Source organism: Actinomycetospora soli (genome assembly GCF_021026295.1).
In the GTDB taxonomy this organism is placed as follows: Bacteria; Actinomycetota; Actinomycetes; order Mycobacteriales; family Pseudonocardiaceae; genus Actinomycetospora; species Actinomycetospora soli.
In genome coordinates, this window is the sequence record NZ_JAJNDA010000039.1 from 1 (window position 1) to 18,457 (window position 18,457).

Sequence of the window (18,457 nt, forward strand, 5' to 3'; positions counted from 1 at the left end):
ATGTTGGCGCTGGTTGGCGTAGGAACCGCCATCATCAACTTCTCGGGGCCCGCCTCACCGCAGCGACACGACCCCAGCTCCCGGCCCGGTCACACCCTCAGCTGCACTCCGAAATCGGAAGAGCCGCCAAAGGCCTGGGGCTGCCCCTGAGTGAGATTTGTCGACTCCTCGGCCCCTGGGAGCACGGGCTATGCCGTGATGTGCAGGGTGAGCTGGCCCCGCTGCTCGAGCAGCGAATCACCCAGACCCACGACCGGATCGAGGAGTTCCGTGCGTTCGCCGCGCGCCTGATCCGCGCCCGCGATCAGCTCGCAGCGATCGAGCGGGACGGACCGTGCGATCCCTCCTGCGCGTTCCTCGGCCGGGACGCGGGACCGCGGGCGTCCGACCCGCGTCCGGCGCTGACAGCGCTGCCTCGCGCCGCAGCGCCTGACGCGGCGGTGATCGCCTGCACGCTCGAAGGTTCCGAGCGGGTCGACCGCGCCGAACAGTGGCACGCCGCGCTGGCCGACGTGACGGCACGAGACGCCATCCCCGGCGGTGTGCGTCTAAGCTTCGACCCTGCGAGGACTCGCCTCGGCGAGCTCGCCGAGCTGGCGGCGGCCGAAGCCGACTGCTGCAGCTTCTTCGACCTCAGACTGCAGTTGGGCAAGCCTCTGACGCTGGAGGTCCGCGCGCCGCAGCACGCCCTGGTCCTGGTCCACGAGCTGTTCGGCGACCCCGCAGCATGACGCTGCGGTCGATCGCCCTGTTCGTCGTCGCGGCGCTGCTCGAGATCGGGGGCGCCTGGCTGGTGTGGCAAGCCGTGCGGGAAGGCCGGGCCTGGTGGTTCGCCGCTCTCGGCGTCCTCGCGCTCGGCCTCTATGGCTTCGCCGCGGCGTTCCAGCCCGACGCCCAATTCGGCCGCATCCTGGCCGCCTACGGCGGGATCTTCGTGGCCGGCTCCCTCGCCTGGGGCGTCGTCCTCGACGGCTACCGACCGGACCGCTTCGACGTCCTCGGCGCGCTGATCTGCCTCGCTGGGGTCGGCGTGATCATGTACGCCCCCCGATGAGGCGGTCGGCCGGGGCCAGCCGCTGCGGCGTGGATGCTCAACTGGGCAGTCATCCCGTTCGATCTCGCCGAATACCTCGGCTCGAGGCGAGCGGCTCCGTCATCGTCTACCGCTCTCCCACACGAGCACCTCGTATCCCACTGCCGACAATTCGCGCTCGACCTCCGAGGAGGACCATCGTCATGATGAACGCCGAGGTCGCTGCTGACGCTGTCTCCGTGGTTCGGTCGTTGGCCACGGCGCTGGTAGCGAGCGATGTGTCTTCGGTTGCGGAACTGCTCGCTGAGGACGTCCGGTGGGGTCCGCCTGATGACACGCCTCAGACTTGTCATGGCAAGACGGCTGTGGCGCGGCACTGTGAGCAGCTGCTGCGCTCGGGTGTCGTGATCGAGGTCCTCGACATCGAGCCCGGCGGGCACCTGGGCCGGGATGTCGTCGTCCTGCACCTGAAGGTCGCTTGGCCTGCCGACGGCGACGTCACGGCAAACGGATCGAACGTCACCGCGCAACGGCTGGGCCTGCAGGTACAGGACGGCCTGATCACCGACATCCGCGACCTTCCCGCGGATCACCTCATCGAACTGCTCTTCTTCGAGGGGTGCCCGAATCACGAGACGTTCCTGCCGCGACTGCGAGCGCTGCTCGACGATCTCGGTATCCGCGACCCCATCCGCACCATCGAGGTCCCTACCGAGGACGCGGCGCGCGCTCACCGGTTCCTGGGGTCGCCCAGCCTGCGAATCGACGGGAAGGATGTCGAACCCGGTGCCGAGGACCGGGACGACTACGGCCTGCAGTGCCGCCTCTATCGAACGCCCGACGGGACCCGCGGCGCGCCAGCGAACCAGTGGGTGCGGGACGCTCTTGCCGGCCACGAGTCGCGTTGATCCCCTCACCTCGGATCCAGCAAGGGCCGCTTGTCTGAGCGCGCATGACGGTGATCAGCTGCGGCTCGCACTGGTCTGCTCAGGTCGAGTGCCGAACGCCATCGCGGCCGCGACGACCGCTGCCAGGGCGAGGACGGCGAAGACCGGCGGGTAGCCACCGGACAGGTCCGCGAGCGCGGACCCGGCCCACGGGGAGACGGCCACTGCGACCATGGCCGGTGCGGACAGCAGGCCATTGAGGCGCCCGTACAAGCGCGGGTGCCACCGGTCGGAGAGGGCGGTGGCCTGGAGCAGGGTGAAGATACCGCGCGCCGCACCGGCCCCCATGGCGACGAGGATGAGCACGACGGGCGGCCCGGACAGCACCGCGAACAGCGCGCTGGTGGCGGCGAGCAGTACGAAGATCACCGCGGCCCGGCCTCGGACCCCGACATGTCGGGTCATGCGGCGGTAGCCGAGGCGGCCGAGGACCTGCCCGATCCCGCCCAGACCGAGGGCCCAGGCGGCGAGGCTGGTCGACATTCCGCGCTCGATGAGCAGGGGCACCTGGTTGACGGTGACCGCGAACGAGCAGAAGGCCCCGAGGAAGATCGCGACGACCAGCAGCACGAAGGGCCGGCTGCGGGCGATCCGGCCGGGGTCGTCGTCGAGGGTCTCGCCGTCCGGGTCCGGCCCGGAAGGGTCTGTCCTATCGACGGGCTCGGGCCACGGTCCGCGGAGCCCGAACAGGTGCGCGGGGATCGTGACGACGGCGAGGATCCCGGCGAGCACGAGGTAGGTTCCCCGCCAGCCCAGGGGGTCGAGCAGGGCCGCGGTGAGCGGGGCGAATACGGTGCTCGCCAGTCCCGCGACGAGGGTGAGCCCGGTCAGGGCCCGGACCCGGTCGGAACCCCACCACCGGGTCAACGCGGCAAAGGCGGGCGGGTAGAACACCGCCGCCTGGGCGACCCCGGCGAGCAGCCACGCGGCGAAGAACCACGGCAGCGACCCGGCCGCCGCGATCGCTATGGTGGCGGGTACGGCTAGGGCCGAACCGGCTGTCATGACCCAGCGCGGACCGTGGCGGTCGAGCAGCCGACCGACCGGGATGCCGACGAGGGCGGACACGACCAGACCGGCGGAGAACGCCGCTGTCACCGTGCTGATCGACCAACCGGTGTCGCGAGCCAGGGTCGGGGCCAGCACCGGGAACGCGTAGTACAGGACGCCCCAGCTGGTGATCTCGGTGATGCACAGGACCAGCAGCACCCGCTGCCGCCCGGCCCGGCTCAGTCGACGGGACGGGTCCGGCCGCTCCTGCTGCTCGTCCGGGGCGGGAGCGACCGGACCGTGATCAGTGCCCGGCACCGTGGGCGCCGACGGTCTCCGCGACCCGGGCCTCGGACTGCTCGGGCTCGGCCGGGCTGCAGCAGCCGCTGACCTCCGCGGTCTCGGCGGCCGAGGTGCCGGCGTCGAAGAGCCCCGCGCCGCCACAGACACCGGTCTCGTTGAGGACCAGCTCCACGCGGGCGGCGGCCTCGTGGTCGCCAGCGAGCTCGGCGGCGATGGAGCGGACCTGCTCGTACCCGGTGCGGGCCAGGAACGTCGGCGCGCGGCCGTAGGACTTCATCCCGGCCAGGTACAGCCCCGGCTCGGGCTGCGCGAGCTCCGCGGCGCCATGCGGGTAGACCGTGCCGCACGAGTGGACGTTCGGGTCGATCAGCGGCGCCAGGCGCACCGGGGCCTGCAGGGTCGGGTCCAGCTCGAGGCGGACCTCCGAGAGCCACGAAAGCTCCGGGCGGAACCCGGTGACCACCACGACCTCGTCGACGCCCTCGACCCGGGCGCCGTCGTCGGAGACCAGCGTCAGCCGACCGTCGGGGTCCTGCTCGACGCGCTCGGTGCGGAAACCGAACACCGGGGACACCGCCCCGGCGCGCACCGCCTCAGCAGCACGCTGACCGAGAGCCCCGCGAGCCGGCAGCTGATCGGCATCGCCGCCGCCGAAGACCTGCCCGAACCCCGAGCGACGCAGCAGCCACGACACGGTCGTGCCCGGCTCCTCATCCACGAGGGCGGCGAACCCGGCCAGGGCGGTCAGCGCCGAGTGCCCCGACCCGGCCACCACCACGTGCCGCCCGGCGTAGCGAGCTCGCTCCGCCGGATCAGCGAGGTCGGGAACCGCCGCCCGGACCCGCCCGCTCGCGGCGTGCTCACCAATCGCGGGCATCCCGTCACCGCCCAACGGATTGGCCGAGGTCCACGTCCCGGAAGCGTCGACGACGGCGCGGGCCAGGACCCGCTCCTCCCCGCTTGCAGTGAGAACGTGGATCACCAGGGGCTCGGTGTCGCGGCCGGCGTCGACCACCCGGTCACGTCCGCGCCGGGTCGCCCCGACCACACGGGCGCCAGTGACGACCCGCTCGCCCAGCGCCTGGGCCAGCGGGGCGAGGTAGCGCTCGACCCACTCGACGCCGGTCGGGTAGTGCTCAGGGTCCGGGGCGGTCCAGCCCTGCTTCTCGAGCAGTCGCTGGGCGGCCGGGTCGACGACCCACTCCCACGGGGAGAAGAGCCGCACGTGTCCCCACTCGATCACCGCCGCGGCAGCCTCGGTACCCGCCTCGAGCACGAGCGGCTCCAGGCCCTGCTCGAGCAGCTCCGCGGCAGCCGCCAGGCCCACCGGGCCCGCACCGACCACCACGACCGGCAGTGCCGTCCCGTCCATACCGCCTCCATCGACGTGCTTCGATCGAACGCGCCGGACATTATCGACGGCAATCGATGAGTGCAACCATCGACCGGGATCGATACTCTGCGGGGGTGACCGCGAGCCCGTTGCCTCTCGCCCCTGCGCCGCCTGCTGGGGAGCCGGCGCAGCTCCCCGCCGAGGACGCCGCGACCTACGCGAGCTGGTTCGCCTGTCTCGCTGAGCCGGTCCGGATTCGCCTGCTGCACGCGGTGGCGACCGCGACCGGCCCGGTTTCGGTGGGCCGGCTCGCCGAGCTGACCGGGGTCAGCCAAGCGACGTGCTCGCACCACCTGCGCAAGCTCGCCGCCACCGGCTTCGTCGTCCTGCGCCGTGAAGGCACCTGGACGTGGGTGACGGTCAACGCCGCGTGCTGTACCGGACTCCCCCACGCCGCCGACGCCGTCATGGGGCTGCTCGCCCCCCGGCCCTGCTGCCCCGAGGACCTACCCGACGACGTCACCGTCCGCGCGCTCGAAGACGCCGACTGGGACGTAGTCCGCCGGATCTACGCCGAAGGCATCGCCACCGGCCACGCCACCTTCGAGACCGAGGTCCCCGACCAACGGGCCCTCGACGAGAAATGGCTACCCCAGCACCGCTGGGTCGCCGAGATCGACGGCCAGATCGTCGGCTGGACCGCGGTCAGCCCGACCTCGACCCGCGAGGTCTACGCCGGAGTGGGCGAGACCTCGATCTACGTCGGCGACGGCCACCGCGGCCGCGGCATCGGGCGCGCTCTGATCCACCGCCAGGTCACCGCCGCGGACACCGCCGGCCTCTGGACCCTGCAGACCTCGATCTTCCCTGAGAACCGCGCCAGCATCGCCCTGCACCACAGCGCCGGGTACCGCACCCTCGGTGTCCGCGAGCGCATCGGGCGACACCACGGCACCTGGCGGGACACGATCTTCCTCGAACGCCGTCGCAGCGCTCCGTAGGGGCATGGCCCAGCACTTTCTAACCGTGCGCCCGCCATGCCGGTGAGTGGGATTGGTGGCTGGCAGCCCTCGAAGTCGCCTGCACGAGCTATCGGACCATCATCTGTCCGGCTCCACAGGAGTGGCTGACATGCCATGACCCGCCTCGGCGGCCTCAGGCCGTTTCGGCGCGACGTGCGAGTCTGCTGACGACCGGGTAGGCGGTGGCCAGGCCGACGACGACGCCGATCTGCATGAGGAACACGAAGCTGGCGTCGTCGACAGGCGGCATAAGCGAGCCGAGGTGCAGCACGACCATCCACCCGACCATCCCGAGGTCGAACGCGACGATGGTGACTGCGGCGACGACGGCCGCCCGCTGCAGGCCGACGCTGCTGCCGGTTCCGAGGTGGGCGCTCGCCGCAGCGCGGGAGGAGTACTCGAAGGAGAACAGCAGCACGAGCGCGATCACGGCGATGACGGCGATCATCGCCCACATGTCGAGCCCGGCGATGGTCCATCCGGTCAGGACGACCAGGGGCACCCCGAGGAAGTGCGCGATCACCGACGCCGCCCCTCCTGGCAACCCGAACGCCAGCTTGGGTGGCGTGGCCGATCGCGTGTCGTCCTGGACGGGCGAGCTGAGGGCGTCCGAGGCGGGGCGGGCCCAGCGGGCGTAGGCCCAGAGCGCGAACGGGCCGAGGTAGAGCGCGGTGACCGGCCAGACGATCTCCATCGCGCGCGAGGGTTGACGGTGTCCGCCGAGGAACACGTCGATGGCGATGGCGATGGCGGAGAGCGCGGCGAGGACGAGGTACGTCCAGGCAACCGGACTCACCCAGGCGGGAAGATTGCCGCCCATGACCATCATGTCCACGTGATGTCTCCTGTTCCGTCGAGTCCTGTAGCCGGCAGATCTCTCGACCTGACGGGTGCCGCCACGCACGAGCGGCCCATCGGAAAAACTACGCGTCGATAGTAACTACGGGCTTGGTACGTTGCACGTGAGGGTGAGAGGAGAACGGGGTGCCCGAGGGTGGTCAGCACGCCGAAACGGGCGGGTCGTTCGAGCTCGAACTGGCCCTGGGGGTGCTGGGCCCGTTGGAGGCGCGGATCATGCGGGGCGTGTGGACCGAGCCCTTGCCGATCCCGTTCACCGTGCATGACGTGCATGAACGGATGCCCGAGTTGGCCTACACCACGGTGCTGACCACCATGCGGCGCCTGTCCGACAAGGGCGTGCTCGATGTGGATGCTGCCGTCGGGCGGCGCTCGCACCACTACCGGGCGGCCGGTGACCCGGGCGCGTTCCTGGCTGCCCAGAGCGACCGCGAGGCCGCCGCGGTGGTCGCACGCTACGGCGATGCGGCGTTGGCCGCGTTCGCGCTCCGCCTGGAGGCACTGAGCCCGGAACAGCGCGAGGCCCTGCGCCGACTGCGGTCCTCGTCGTGACCCCCCAGCGCGCGCGGGCTCGGCGGATCGTTCGCCACTACGGGCGATGGGCGCTCACGGCGCTCCGCGTCCCGACGCTGCTAACAGCGATCGGGCTCCTCGGGCTGGGGTCGCTGACCGCAGGGAACTGGTTGGGAGCCGCGGTGATCACGGCAATCCACCGTGGCTGCCCCGTGATGTCCCTGTCGACGGCGGCATGTTCCGCCGGTGGCGCGGCCGTGATGGGGACCTTGATCGTGGTCACCATCGGCGCTCGCGCGAGCTGGCTGGGTGTCGCCGCGGCCCGTGAGGTGCGGGAGCTGGGCGTGGTGCCGATGCCGGTGGCGTTGAGTGACGCCGCCCGACACGGCGAGAGCGCCCCGGTCAGCTGGGTGGCCGGCGCGGAGCGGGTCGCGTTCTGCGCCGGGTTGTGGCACCCCCGGATCTACATCTCGGCCGGGATGGTGACCGCGCTCCCCCACGATGAACTGCAGGCCGTACTCGCCCACGAGAACGCGCACGCCCGTCGCCGCGACCCGCTGCGCGGCCTGCTATGGCGCGCCTTCGCCGACGTGGTGTTCTTCGCGCCCCTGCTGAGATGGGGACACCAGCATCGGCACGTGCGCGCCGAACTGGCCGCCGACCGTGCCGCGGTCGCCCATACTGGGGCACCAGCCCTGGCCGGAGCCCTGCTACGACTCGCCGAACCCTGCGCCGCACCACCGCCCGCCGCAGCGCCCGGCTTCGGCCCGACCGACCCGGCGATCGACGCCCGGATCGCCGCGTTGACCTCCACCCCACCCCCGCGTCGGCCTCGACCGATCCGGGCGGCCGCGGCCAGCGTGGCTGGAGTGCTCGGCACCGGTCTGACAGCGATATGCCTACCGACCCTCGTTCAATTCGCCATCGGTTGAAGCGAAGCCCCGATCGAGCGGCCATCTGCCGGGACACCGCTACCACCGCGGCCCCGCCCCATCCACGTCGATCCCGCCACCGGACCTCGGCGCTCAACTGCACGGCGCACTCGCGGAGAGAGGCTCAAGGTGGTCCTGCTCAGCTCGCCGTGAGCGCATCCTGATTGAGCTCGTGCTCAGCGGTCACGTGACTCGGCGCACCCCCGCCCCGACCCATACCGGCAGGTTGGCGCGCTCGGCCCCAGGTACGACGCGCAGCGGTCGAACAGTGCCCTCTGGGCGTTGTAGCCCGATGACTGCTCGGCGCAGGCGCGCCGCCATCTTCCAGGACACCGAGGTCGGGATGTCGCGGCCCCCACGGGCGCGCCGATCAACGTGCAGCAGCCCTCACGCCGATGCGGACGGCATCGCAGGAGAGGCGCAGGCCGACTCGTGGGCGGCGTGCTCGGCTGCTTCGACCTGGAGTGTGCTGTGCCGCAGCGAGAAGCGCTCCTCGAGAAGCTCGGTTGCGGCGTCGAGGACGCCGTGTTCGCCACAATCCGCGGTGACGCAGCCGGTTCCGCTGATCACCAGGTGAGCCGAGACCGTGGGCGTGGTGTCATTGATGGCCCACACGTGCAGGTCGTGCACCTCCTCGACGCCGGGAACCTCCGCTAGAGCCGCGCGGACCTCCTCCACGTCGATCCCGGCGGGTGCACCCTCGAGCAGGACGTGCGATGCCTCCCGCAGGAGCGCGACGGTGCGCGGGACGAGGATCGCGACGATGACGATCGACGCCGCCGTGTCGGCGTAGATCCAGCCCGTCAAGAGTGTGATGGCAGCAGCGACGAGCACGGCGACGGAGCCGAGGGCGTCGCCGAGGACGTGGAGCGCCGCGCCGCGAACGTTCATGTTCCCGGCCGCGCCACGGCTCAGCACCACCAGCGAGACCAGGTTGCCGGCCAGGCCGATGGCGCCGAAGACGAGGAGGCCGAGGCCTGCGACGGGGGTGGGGTTGCCGAGACGCTCGATGGCTTCGACCGCGACCCACACCGTGACCGCGAGGAGCGCCAGAGCATTGACGGCCGCGCCGAGCACCTCGGCCCGCCCGAGCCCGAAGGTGCGCTGAGCGCTCGGCGGTCGCTGGGCGAGGCGGGCGGCGACGACCGCGGCCACCAGGGCCGCGACGTCGGTGACCTGATGACCGAGGTCGGCGAGCAGGGACAACGAGCCCGTGATCCATGCGCCGATGGCGCCGCTGATCAGCACTGCTGCCGTGATCGTCAGTGCGATCGTCAGCCGGCGGCCGTCCGAGGCCCCGTGGCCATGTCCGTGCCCGTGCCCATGTCCGTGACCCATGACGGGGACAATACATGCATGGATTCGCATAAATCTATGGGAGGCGGCAGGCTCAGTGGCCGACGATCGTGAGCGCGCCGACCGCCGCGGCTGCCGCCACGGCGGCCGCGACGTGCCAATTGCGCAGCTCGCCGGTCCGACGCTTCTCCCTCGCCACGCCGATTCCCACCATCGCGGTCCGGAGCAGTACTCCCGCGACGAGGGCTAGCAGCACGGGCACGAGCGACTCGGGGAGTGGACGGACGGACGCCACCACGACCCCGACCACCGGTCCGAGCACGGCGATGGCGAGCCACGGCGCCATGCTCTGCCGTGCCTGTTTGAACAGGGCTGCGAGTGCGAGGCCTTCGCTGGCGGAGTGCACCAGAAGCGCTGCGATGACGGGGACCGAGGGTGTCAGCGCGAGGGTCGCGCCCTCGATGACGCGGTGGACCGTCAGGGCGGCAGCGGCACCGACGCCACCGAGGGCAGCGGGCCGTGCGGTGTCGGAGGGCCGGTGTCGTCCTGTGGACGGCCCGTGGTCCGGATCGTCATGGACGGACGCGTCGGGGCCCTGCTCACCGTCGTGGCCGTGGCCGCAGCCGCCACGGGTGAACCACGCGACGACCGCGAAGCCGACGACGAGCGCGACGGCGGGAATCCAGAGCGGGGTGCCGGCTTCCTCGGAGTCGTGCCAGACGTCGGGGATGATGTCGGTCAGAGCGCTGGCCAGCATCATGGCGGAGGCCAACGACAGCCAGAGAGCCATGCGCGTGGAATAGCGGCTGGCCAGCCAGGCGCCGAGCACGGTCGCGACCGAGATCAGGGCGACCGCGCCGAAGGCGCTGCCCTCGACCGACTCGGCCGCGTCCCAGCCGCCCGCGACGAAGACCGTGGCGAGAACGGCGACGGTCCAGCCGGCGACGACCCATCGGTGATGGTCGACGAGACCACGCAGACCGAGCCGGACGGCGCCGCCGGCGGGCAGCCATCCGTGGGCGTGGGCGGTCACCAGGGTCGAGGTGAACAGCGGGATCGCAACGAGGCAGGCGAGAACGCAGTAGGCGCAGAGCGCGTCGGCGAGGAACACGCTCTGGACGAGCGACGCGTGGGCGACGATTGCGCCCGAGGTCACTGCAACCAACAGCCCGAGCCCGGCCCGACGGGACAGGGCCACACCGGCGACGCAGACCGCCCCGATCGCCGTGACGACGGCGAAGCCGGCGATCCCGGCGAGCGCCACCAGCGGGCTCCAGGAGGGCGCTGCGGTCGGCTCGCACACGGGACCGGCACCCGGACCGCACGAGGGGATGACGTCGAGAACGACGGCGTTCTCGGCGGCGCGGAGCATCGAGGCCAGTAGACCGATCACGCCCGCGATGACCAGCAGCCAGGCGAAGTACCGGCGCTCCACCTCGGGCGTGGTGGGCGGCGCGTCAGGGACCGACGGTGCGCTGAGGCCGCAGAGGTGGCCGCTCGGAAACGGCGCCGTCGCGACGCCGGCAAGGCTGTCGAGCACTCCCCCGCGATGGTGGCGCTGACGCGGCAACGGTCGAGTGAGCGTCTCGTCTGCCTGCCACTGAGGACCTGGTGGGCGACCTCGCGGCTGGAGGGCGACAACACCGGTCGAGTGGGATGGACGGGGTGGCGGCTGGTGTTCGTGCGAATTCACGGAAGACCTCAGCAGAGGGTGGGGAGCATCAGGACAGCCAGAAGCCACCGGCGCCGACACCGCAGGAGAAGCTCGGCCGCCGTGCGCGGCGGTCGCAGGTCTTGCCCGAGGGGTCGTCGGATCAGGCGACGACGACTCGCGGCGGTCCACGCCGCACCGCATATCACGATGAAGACGACGAGAAGCCCGAGCTGTACCGCCGTGTGCCCGGGTCGGAGGTCGGTGCTCCAGCGGTCCCAGGTCGTGCCGGCGATGTGGAGACCCGGCTGGGCCAGCACGATCGCGCCGGCGGATCGGGCGCCCCATCGGTGTTCCCGGCCGATGCGGTGAAGACGTAGTGCGCCCGCCGCCGCGGCGAGCGTCCCGAGAGCGACGACGTGCTCCACGCTGGCGCCACTGGCGAGGTCGAGGGCCACCGAGACCAGGAAGGTCATGGCTGCCGCGGTCGCGGCTGCCCAGCTGTCGTCCGAGGAGGTCCGGAGCCGTGGCGGACGCATTGCTGCGTGCACGGTCACCTCCCCCGGTCCGGGCCGCGACGGCGACCCGTGTGCTCTTCGGCCTTCGTGGACGCCGCCGAGGCCGATACGGCCTACCAAGGGTCACGAAGTGGTGTCGGATAGTAACGAGGCGTGGTGCGCTCATCGTGATCGGGCGTCGAAGCCCGGAGCGCCGTGGTCGTCGAGCTCCTGACAGGGAACATCGGCGGTAGCGAGCACGCCCTCGAGCCGCCGACCGGGGGACGGCGTCCAGGTGCGCGATCCGGGTCGACTTCTGCTGGACCCGCGACCTCAGGTCCGGGCGGCTGCGTCCTCGGGAGGGGCCGTCTGCCCGAGCAGGGCATCGACGAGAGCCCGGCCGAGCGGCGTCAGCCGGTACATGACGAGCTTGCCGTCCCGTCGCGAGGCCACCAGGGCCGCGGCGCGCAGGACCCGCAGGTGGTGGGAGGTGAGGTTCTGCGCCGCGCCGACGACCCAGGCCATGTCGCACACGCAGAGCTCGTCGCCGGCCAGGAGCGCGGCGGCCACGGCCAGCCGGGTGGGGTCGGCGAGCGCCTTGCCGAGTGTTGCGGCCGCGGCGAGGTTTTCGGCGCCGGGCAGCGAGGTTCGGATGTCCTCGGCGTGCGGCAGATCGAGACACAGTAGATCGCACTGGTCGATCTCCGGGACCTCGCTGCTGCCGGGCACGGTGACATCCTAACGAGCGTTACCGTATCGTCGCCCCAACGCATCAATGCACGTTGGTGCGACGACCCGGGAGGACGAATGTCGGACGTCTGCTGCGGTCCTGGCGATCCCGCTGCCGAGAACGCCGATGACGGGCCGGCCCGCCTCTGGCACGTGCGCGAGCTGCAGCTCTCGCTGGCCGCGGCGGTCGTACTCGGCCTCGCCTGGCTCGTCCACGCCGTGGGCGGAGCCCCCGAGCTCCTCATCGTCGTCACGGAGCTCGTCGCCGCCGTGATCGCAGCATCGACGTTCGTCCCGGGCGCCCTGCGCAACCTGCGCCACGGGCGGATCGGCGTCGGCACGCTGATGACCATCGCCGCCGTCGGCGCCGTCGCTCTGGGCCAGATCACCGAAGCCGCCCTCCTCGGAATCCTGTTCTCCATCGCGGAGGGGCTCGAGCACTACGCGGTGACCCGGACCCGTCGCGGCTTGCGGGCGCTGCTCGGGCTGGTTCCGCCGACCGCCTCCGTCCTGCGCGAGGGCCGCGAGGTGACCGTGTCGCCCGACGATCTGTCGATCGGGGACCTCCTGGTGCTCCGGCCCGGCGAGCGGGCGGCCACCGACGGCCGCATCCGTGCCGGGCGTACCAGTCTGGACACCTCGGCGATCACCGGCGAGTCCGTGCCGGTCGAGGCAGGACCAGGGGACGACCTCTACGCCGGCACGATCAATGGTGGGGGCGCGATCGAGGTCGAGGTGACCTCGGCCGCGGCGGACAGTTCGCTGGCGCGGATCGTGCACATCGTCGAGAAGGCGCAGGAGCGCAAGGGGGCGGGGCAGCGACTCGCCGACCGGGTCGCCCGTCCCCTCGTGCCCGCGATCATGGTGCTGGCCGCGTTGATCGCCGGCCTCGGCGCCCTGCTGGGCGACCCGCTGCTCTGGCTCGAACGTGCCCTCGTCGTGCTGGTCGCGGCCTCCCCGTGCGCCTTGGCGATCTCGGTGCCGCTCACCGTCGTCGCCGCGATCGGGGCGTCGAGCCGCCACGGCGCATTGATCAAGGGCGGGGCGGCCCTCGAGGAGCTCGGCCGCGTCCGGGCGGTCGCGCTCGACAAGACCGGCACCCTGACCCGCAACCGACCCGAGGTCGTCGACGTCGTCGCGGTCACCGGGCGCGAGCCGCGCGCGGTCCTCGCGACGGCAGCGGCGCTCGAGGCCCGCAGCGAGCATCCCCTCGCGCGAGCCGTGCTGGCGGCGGCGGAGTCCCCGGACTGGAACGTCGACCGGAATCCCGCCGACGATGTCGTGGCCGTCCCCGGCCACGGTCTCACCGGCACGCTCGGCGGTGTCGACCTCCGCCTCGGCAAGCCCGGCTGGGTGCAGAGCGGGCCACTGGCCGACGACGTCGACCGCCTGCAGTCCCTCGGCGCCACCGTCGTCCTGGTCGAACGGGGCGGCGAGGTGATCGGCGCGGTCGCGGTACGCGACGAACTGCGCCCCGAGGCCCCGGAGGCGGTCCGCCGCCTGCAGGCGCTCGGGATCGAGGTCGCCGTCCTCACCGGCGACAACCAGCGGACCGGGGCTGCGCTCGCCCGGCAGGCCGGAATCGACGTCGTCCACGCCGAACTGCGCCCCGAGGACAAGGCCGATCTCCTGCCCCGCATCGCCGCGGGTCGCCGCGTCGCCATGGTCGGCGACGGCGTCAACGACGCCCCGGCCCTGGCCACCGCCGACGTCGGCATCGCCATGGGCGCCATGGGCACCGACGTCGCGATCGAGACCGCCGACGTCGCGCTGATGGGAGAGGACCTGCGCCACCTCCCCCAGACCCTGGCCCACGCCCGGCGGACGCGGCAGATCATGCTCCAGAACGTCGGGTTCTCCCTCCTGATCATCGGTGCGCTCATCCCGCTCGCCGCCCTGGGCGTACTCGGCCTGGCCACCGTCGTCGTGATCCACGAGGCCGCAGAGGTCCTCGTGATCCTCAACGCCGTACGAGCTGCCAGGACGACCGCCCTCCCCGGCCTCAGCGCCACGCCCTCCTCACAGGCACCGCATCACGTGCGCGTCGACACCACCGCGGCACCGGTCGACCTGTGCTGCGCGCCAGCCCCCACGCCTCGGGCTACGGACACGACAACATCCCCTCCGAGCCCCCTCACCTTGGTCGACCAGCGGGGTAACGCGAGCGGGTGCGAGGACGACTGCTCCTGCTGCCACCCGGAGCCTGCGACCAGTCGAGCAGCGACCGAATCCAGGTGACGGTCGGCCCCGTGACACCACGGTCGGAGCGGCACCCACGCTCTGCCGGACGGGCAGCCACCTCACCTTCACACCCCGCGACTACCATCCGACCAGGGTCTGAAAAGTCCTGTTCCTGCCGGACCTGCCCGGAGAGATGGTGCTCGCCGTGACGTCTGCTCGGGTTGGCGTGGCCCGCCCGCAGGCCATGCGCGACGTCACCTCGCGGTTCCCGGTCTGGTCCGCGGCGACGATCTCGGTCCTCGCCGCCGTCGGGCTCGACCTCGCCGGTGGCTCCGGAGCCGGTCACGCCGCGGCGCTCGGTCTGCTGGCGGTGCTCGTCTCCCTGCTGCGCCTGCAGCACGCGGGTCGCCACCAGCTCCTGTTCGGCCTCGCGAGCGCGATGCTGGTCGTCCAGCCCGCGCTCCACCTCGTCGCCGAGACCGCGGCCGCCGGCCCTCATCTCGATCCCGACGCCGGGTGGTCCACCAACGCCGTCCACCTCGTCATGGCGATCGGGCTCTCGATCGCTGTCGGCTCGGCCGAGTTCCACTTCGCCCGCGTCGAACGCTTCGTGCTGGCTGCGGTGTGGCTGCTGGCCGCGCTGCGGCGGTGTCCTGGCGAGACTGTGGTGCGCGAGGTGCCGCCGACGTCCCGTCGTCCGGCGCTGCAGCTGTGGGAGCGGGTCGGCTACGTCGCGCGGCGAGGTCCGCCGTCGTGGTCAGGCTCGTCGCCCGCCACCGCCCTCGTCTGAGGCCGCCGGACCAGCTCGAGGTCCGCACCCGCGACGACCCACGCCCCGACGCCTCGGGTCGCGTGGTCGGTGGAGCGCGACCAGCCGCCTCACGGCCAGGTCCCCCATCGGTGCGCCCGCCGCGGCGTCCACACCTGCGAGGTCACACGTGCCCGCTGTCCGCCCACCCGATCAACGTCTCTGCACCCTCGACCGGCGGGGCCGTCCCGAGACGTCCTCCGCTCTGCGCGAGGCACCGCGATGCCGTCGATGACGGCCCGGCACGAACAGCCCGGGTCCCTCGAAGACCGGGTGGTCGTCCTGACCAGCCCCGCTGGATTCCTCGGCTTCGCCCTACGACGACGGCTGAGTGAGCTCGGCACCGCCGTGCACTGCGCGTCAGACGGCGAGCCGTTGCTCGAGCTCACCCGCCGCGTCCGACCGCACGCGATCGTCCACTGCGGGGTGGGCGTGATCGACGACGTCAGCGGTGAGGTCGCACCGATCACGTACGAACTCGAGGAGGTACTCGCCGTCGCCGCGCAGGTGCACGGAGCGCGGGTCCTCGCCACTGACAGCCTGAGCTCACCGGAGCCGACGGTCGACCGGCGACGAGCGCACCTGACCGTTCTGCGTCTGGGCGCGGTCTACGGCCCGGGGCAGAACGACCCGGAGGCACTCGTGACCAGGGTGCTCGATGAGTTTCTGTCGGGCGCGACGCCGATGCTCGACAGCGGGACCGGCTTGTTCGACTGGGTGTACATCGACGACGTCGTCGAGGCCTACTTGCGTGCCACAGCTCATCCCCGCCCCGGGCGAGTTGTCGACGTGGGTCGCGGCCGCATCAACTCGGTCGCCGACATCGTCACCATGCTCGCCACCATGACCGGCCGCGCGGTGCCGGTCCAGTTCGGCGGCAGCCCCGACAGGACCGCTACCCGCCCGCCAGCCCGGGCGGACCCGGCCGGTGCCCGGCGTCTGAGCTGGACGCCGCATGTGCACCCCATGCGCGGTCTCGCCCTGACCGTCGACTGGCGACGCGAGCACAGGGAACGCCGGCTATGACGGTCCCGCAGACACCGGTGGCCGGGGCGGGCCGGTGAACCCCACCGACATCGCCGTCTCCGGCCCACTCCTGCTGGCGGTCGCACTCAGCGTGGCGGCCGGCGCGATCAGTTTCGCCTCACCGTGCGTCGTCCCCCTGGTGCCCGGCTACCTGGGCTACCTCGCGGGCCTCGTCGGCGCCCCGGCACCGCCGCTCGCCGGCGACCTCGAGACGGCCCCGACCGACCGCTCCGCGAGCCAGGGGGCCGGCGAGCGTGGACGGGTGCTGGCGGCGACCGCGCTGTTCGTCGCCGGCTTCACCGTGGTCTTCACCGCCGGGCTCGGGGTGATCGTCTGGATCGCGGACACCCTCCTGATCCACCAGGAGCTCCTGCAGCGACTCGGCGGCGTGATCACCGTCGGGATGGGGCTGGTGTTCCTCGGGCTCGTCCCGGCGCTGCAGCGCGACACCCGGCGCTTGCGAGTCCGCCGCTCCGGTCTGGCCGGGGCACCGCTGCTCGGAGCGACCTTCGGTCTGGGCTGGACCCCGTGCCTCGGCCCGACCCTGACCGGGGTCATCGCGCTGGCCGCCGGGACGCCGTCGGGAACCGCCTCGGCCCGCGGGCTGCTCCTGGTCCTCGCCTACTGCGCCGGTCTCGGCCTGCCCTTCCTGCTGTTCGCCCTGGGAACGGCGCGGACGGTCCGCACCCAGCTCTGGTTGACCCGTCATACCCGTGCGATCCAGCGCGTCGGCGGGGTGCTGCTCGTGCTGGTCGGACTGGCCCTCGCCACCGGCCTCTGGGCCGAGTGGGTCGCGGCGCTGCGCCGGCCGATCGCCGGCTTCGCCACCCCCATCTGATGTCCCCGATGTACACCCGATCCGTCACCGAGACAGCGAGGTACCGCCCGTGAGCAAGCAAGCCCCACCCGCACCAGGGCGCCAGCGGCTGAGCGCGTCGAGCATCATGCTGCTCGGGGGCCTCGTCCTCGCCGTGGTGATCGGGCTCGCCGTCGCGCTGACGGTCTTCACGAGCCCGGGCGACTCTGCCGCTCCGGCTCCTGGGACCGGCACGGCGGGGCTGGCGGCCGACGAAGCGCCGTACCTGGGCGCGCCCGTCGCCGACCCCGCGACGCTGGTGCGCCCGGACAGCCACCGGCTCGGTCCACCGGCGGGCGACCGGGTGCAGTTCGTCGAGTTCCTCGACCTCGAGTGCGAAGGATGCCGGGCCGCCTTCCCCGCCGTGGAACGTCTGCGCACTGAGTACGCGGGGCGGGTCGACTTCGTCATCCGCTACTTCCCGATCCCCAGTCACCGCAGCGCCGAGGCCGCCGCCTTCGCCGTCGAGGCCGCCGGACGCCAAGGAAAACTCGAGCCGATGTACCAGAAGATGTACGAGACCCAGACCGAATGGGGCGAGCAGCGCACCGCCCAGGCCCCGGTGTTCCGCGGCTTCGCCGCGGAGCTCGGACTCGACCTGGCCCGCTACGACGCCGACATCGCCGATCCTGTCTTGCAGCAGCGGGTGTTCGCCGACCGCGACGACGGTACGCGCGCCGGGGTCAAGGGCACCCCCACCTTCTTCATCAACGGCCGCCCGGCCGAGAACGTGTCCGGGTACCAGGCGCTCAAGACCCTCCTGGACCAGGCGCTCGCCGCGCCGTGATGACGCTCGGCCGGCCGAGCGCAACAGCCTGTGGGTCGATGCTCGGCACCGAGCGCCAGCGCGTGACCGGGAGAATGACCGCACGGACCTTCCCGATGACGTTGGCAACCGGGACAGGGCCGTGCACCCGGGCGTCAGCGGAGTTGTTCCGATTGTCCCCCATGACCCACAGCTGACCATTCGGCACCCTGACGGGCCCGAATTCGCTCTGGGTGGGGCCACGCGAGGGATCCAGGTACAGGTACGGCTCGGCAATCGGCTTGCCGTCAACGAGTACACGATTCCGGTTGTCGCAGCAGGCCACGGTTTGCCCGCCGACGGCGATCACCCGCTTCACGAAGTCCGATTCGTCGCCGCCGCCCGCTCCCAGGACAATCAACAGATTGTCGAACGTCCGCACGATCGGGTTGGAGGAAGGCGATTCGTGGGTGCTGTCCGCGTCGACGGCGCGCCAGGCCGGGGGGCCCTCGAAGACCACGACGTCCCCCGGGCTCGGATCGGTGAACCGGTAGATCATCCGGTCCGTGATCACTCGGTCGTTCGTGCAGCCGGTGCAGCCCCTCAACGTCTGCTCCATCGAGGCCGACGGGATCACGAAAATTCTCGCCACGAACACCTGGACGAGGATCGTGAGCACGATCGCCACGAACGCCAGCCCGGGCAATTCTGCCCAGAACGATTGCCGGCGACGCGTC

Annotated in this window: 19 protein-coding genes; 11 read left to right on the plus strand and 8 right to left on the minus strand. The window is 71.9% G+C overall.

Features of this window, described 5'->3' with window-relative positions:
• Positions 1-200 precede the first annotated feature (200 nt).
• The 3 genes from LN037_RS30715 (at position 201) to LN037_RS30725 (ending at position 1,941) form a co-directional block, all read left to right on the plus strand.
• Positions 201-731: a hypothetical protein gene (locus LN037_RS30715; protein WP_230760678.1), complete on the plus strand. Its 531-nt coding sequence runs from the start codon at positions 201-203 to the stop codon at positions 729-731.
• Positions 728-1,054, plus strand: coding sequence for a YnfA family protein (locus tag LN037_RS30720; RefSeq protein WP_230760679.1), 327 nt, complete (start codon positions 728-730; stop codon positions 1,052-1,054). Before LN037_RS30715 ends, LN037_RS30720 begins: the two co-directional genes overlap by 4 nt.
• Positions 1,055-1,239: 185 nt before the next feature.
• Entirely contained in the window at positions 1,240-1,941 is a 702-nt protein-coding gene (locus tag LN037_RS30725; protein WP_230760681.1) for a nuclear transport factor 2 family protein, read from the plus strand.
• A gap of 54 nt (positions 1,942-1,995) precedes the next feature.
• Here LN037_RS30725 and LN037_RS30730 read toward each other — a convergent pair whose 3' ends face one another.
• The gene (locus LN037_RS30730; RefSeq protein ID WP_230760725.1) at positions 1,996-3,213 is read right to left on the minus strand and encodes an MFS transporter; all 1,218 of its coding nucleotides are present in this window, start codon (positions 3,211-3,213) and stop codon (positions 1,996-1,998) included.
• Positions 3,214-3,274: 61 nt separating this feature from the next.
• A complete protein-coding gene (locus LN037_RS30735; protein ID WP_230760683.1) occupies positions 3,275-4,645 on the minus strand; it encodes an FAD-dependent oxidoreductase in 1,371 nt (456 codons plus the stop codon).
• Between the two features lie 56 nt (positions 4,646-4,701).
• Between LN037_RS30735 and LN037_RS30740 the strand changes: the two genes are divergently transcribed.
• The gene (locus LN037_RS30740; RefSeq protein WP_230760685.1) at positions 4,702-5,607 is read left to right on the plus strand and encodes a helix-turn-helix domain-containing GNAT family N-acetyltransferase; all 906 of its coding nucleotides are present in this window, start codon (positions 4,702-4,704) and stop codon (positions 5,605-5,607) included.
• Positions 5,608-5,761: 154 nt separating this feature from the next.
• Here the strand turns inward: LN037_RS30740 and LN037_RS30745 are convergent, their stop codons facing one another.
• Complete coding sequence (locus LN037_RS30745) at positions 5,762-6,457, minus strand: DUF4396 domain-containing protein (protein ID WP_230760726.1); 696 nt, start codon at positions 6,455-6,457, stop codon at positions 5,762-5,764.
• Positions 6,458-6,612: 155 nt separating this feature from the next.
• Here LN037_RS30745 and LN037_RS30750 point away from each other — a divergent pair, with 155 nt between their 5' ends.
• The gene (locus LN037_RS30750; protein ID WP_230760687.1) at positions 6,613-7,038 is read left to right on the plus strand and encodes a BlaI/MecI/CopY family transcriptional regulator; all 426 of its coding nucleotides are present in this window, start codon (positions 6,613-6,615) and stop codon (positions 7,036-7,038) included.
• Positions 7,039-7,169: 131 nt separating this feature from the next.
• On the plus strand, positions 7,170-7,931 hold the full coding sequence (locus tag LN037_RS30755; protein ID WP_230760689.1) for a M56 family metallopeptidase: 762 nt from the start codon (positions 7,170-7,172) through the stop codon (positions 7,929-7,931).
• 387 nt (positions 7,932-8,318) lie between these two features.
• Here LN037_RS30755 and LN037_RS30760 read toward each other — a convergent pair whose 3' ends face one another.
• The 4 genes from LN037_RS30760 to LN037_RS30775 form a co-directional block, all read right to left on the minus strand.
• Positions 8,319-9,299 carry a cation diffusion facilitator family transporter gene (locus LN037_RS30760; RefSeq protein WP_308286218.1) on the minus strand — a complete coding sequence of 327 codons (981 nt, stop codon included), beginning with the start codon at positions 9,297-9,299 and terminating at the stop codon, positions 8,319-8,321.
• A 22-nt stretch (positions 9,300-9,321) separates the two neighbouring features.
• Positions 9,322-10,980 (minus strand): vitamin K epoxide reductase family protein, encoded by a 1,659-nt coding sequence (locus tag LN037_RS30765; protein ID WP_230760692.1) that lies wholly within the window; start codon positions 10,978-10,980, stop codon positions 9,322-9,324.
• Positions 10,929-11,354 (minus strand): hypothetical protein, encoded by a 426-nt coding sequence (locus LN037_RS30770; RefSeq protein WP_230760694.1) that lies wholly within the window; start codon positions 11,352-11,354, stop codon positions 10,929-10,931. The genes LN037_RS30765 and LN037_RS30770 overlap by 52 nt, the downstream gene beginning before the upstream one ends.
• A gap of 354 nt (positions 11,355-11,708) precedes the next feature.
• Positions 11,709-12,104 carry an ArsR/SmtB family transcription factor gene (locus tag LN037_RS30775; RefSeq protein WP_230760696.1) on the minus strand — a complete coding sequence of 132 codons (396 nt, stop codon included), beginning with the start codon at positions 12,102-12,104 and terminating at the stop codon, positions 11,709-11,711.
• Between the two features lie 78 nt (positions 12,105-12,182).
• Here LN037_RS30775 and LN037_RS30780 point away from each other — a divergent pair, with 78 nt between their 5' ends.
• The 5 genes from LN037_RS30780 (at position 12,183) to LN037_RS30800 (ending at position 17,762) form a co-directional block, all read left to right on the plus strand.
• On the plus strand, positions 12,183-14,342 hold the full coding sequence (locus LN037_RS30780) for a heavy metal translocating P-type ATPase (protein ID WP_230760698.1): 2,160 nt from the start codon (positions 12,183-12,185) through the stop codon (positions 14,340-14,342).
• A 148-nt stretch (positions 14,343-14,490) separates the two neighbouring features.
• Complete coding sequence (locus tag LN037_RS30785) at positions 14,491-15,075, plus strand: hypothetical protein (RefSeq protein WP_230760699.1); 585 nt, start codon at positions 14,491-14,493, stop codon at positions 15,073-15,075.
• Positions 15,076-15,366: 291 nt separating this feature from the next.
• On the plus strand, positions 15,367-16,119 hold the full coding sequence (locus LN037_RS30790) for an NAD-dependent epimerase/dehydratase family protein (protein WP_230760701.1): 753 nt from the start codon (positions 15,367-15,369) through the stop codon (positions 16,117-16,119).
• Between the two features lie 34 nt (positions 16,120-16,153).
• Complete coding sequence (locus LN037_RS30795; protein ID WP_230760703.1) at positions 16,154-16,957, plus strand: cytochrome c biogenesis CcdA family protein; 804 nt, start codon at positions 16,154-16,156, stop codon at positions 16,955-16,957.
• Positions 16,958-17,006: 49 nt separating this feature from the next.
• Complete coding sequence (locus LN037_RS30800) at positions 17,007-17,762, plus strand: DsbA family protein (RefSeq protein WP_230760705.1); 756 nt, start codon at positions 17,007-17,009, stop codon at positions 17,760-17,762.
• Here the strand turns inward: LN037_RS30800 and lepB are convergent.
• Complete coding sequence (lepB, locus tag LN037_RS30805) at positions 17,725-18,408, minus strand: signal peptidase I (RefSeq protein WP_230760707.1); 684 nt, start codon at positions 18,406-18,408, stop codon at positions 17,725-17,727. The genes LN037_RS30800 and lepB overlap by 38 nt on opposite strands.
• Between the last annotated feature and the right edge of the window lie 49 nt (positions 18,409-18,457).

Coding starts and splice junctions, on each gene's coding strand:
- LN037_RS30720 (WP_230760679.1), top strand. CDS start 728: ATGACGCTGCGGTCGATCGCCCTGTTCGTCGTCGCGGCGCTGCTCGAG.
- LN037_RS30725 (WP_230760681.1), top strand. CDS start 1,240: ATGAACGCCGAGGTCGCTGCTGACGCTGTCTCCGTGGTTCGGTCGTTG.
- LN037_RS30735 (WP_230760683.1), bottom strand. CDS start 4,645: ATGGACGGGACGGCACTGCCGGTCGTGGTGGTCGGTGCGGGCCCGGTG.
- LN037_RS30740 (WP_230760685.1), top strand. CDS start 4,702: ATGAGTGCAACCATCGACCGGGATCGATACTCTGCGGGGGTGACCGCG.
- LN037_RS30745 (WP_230760726.1), bottom strand. CDS start 6,457: ATGATGGTCATGGGCGGCAATCTTCCCGCCTGGGTGAGTCCGGTTGCC.
- LN037_RS30760 (WP_308286218.1), bottom strand. CDS start 9,299: ATGCGAATCCATGCATGTATTGTCCCCGTCATGGGTCACGGACATGGG.
- LN037_RS30770 (WP_230760694.1), bottom strand. CDS start 11,354: ATGACCTTCCTGGTCTCGGTGGCCCTCGACCTCGCCAGTGGCGCCAGC.
- LN037_RS30780 (WP_230760698.1), top strand. CDS start 12,183: ATGTCGGACGTCTGCTGCGGTCCTGGCGATCCCGCTGCCGAGAACGCC.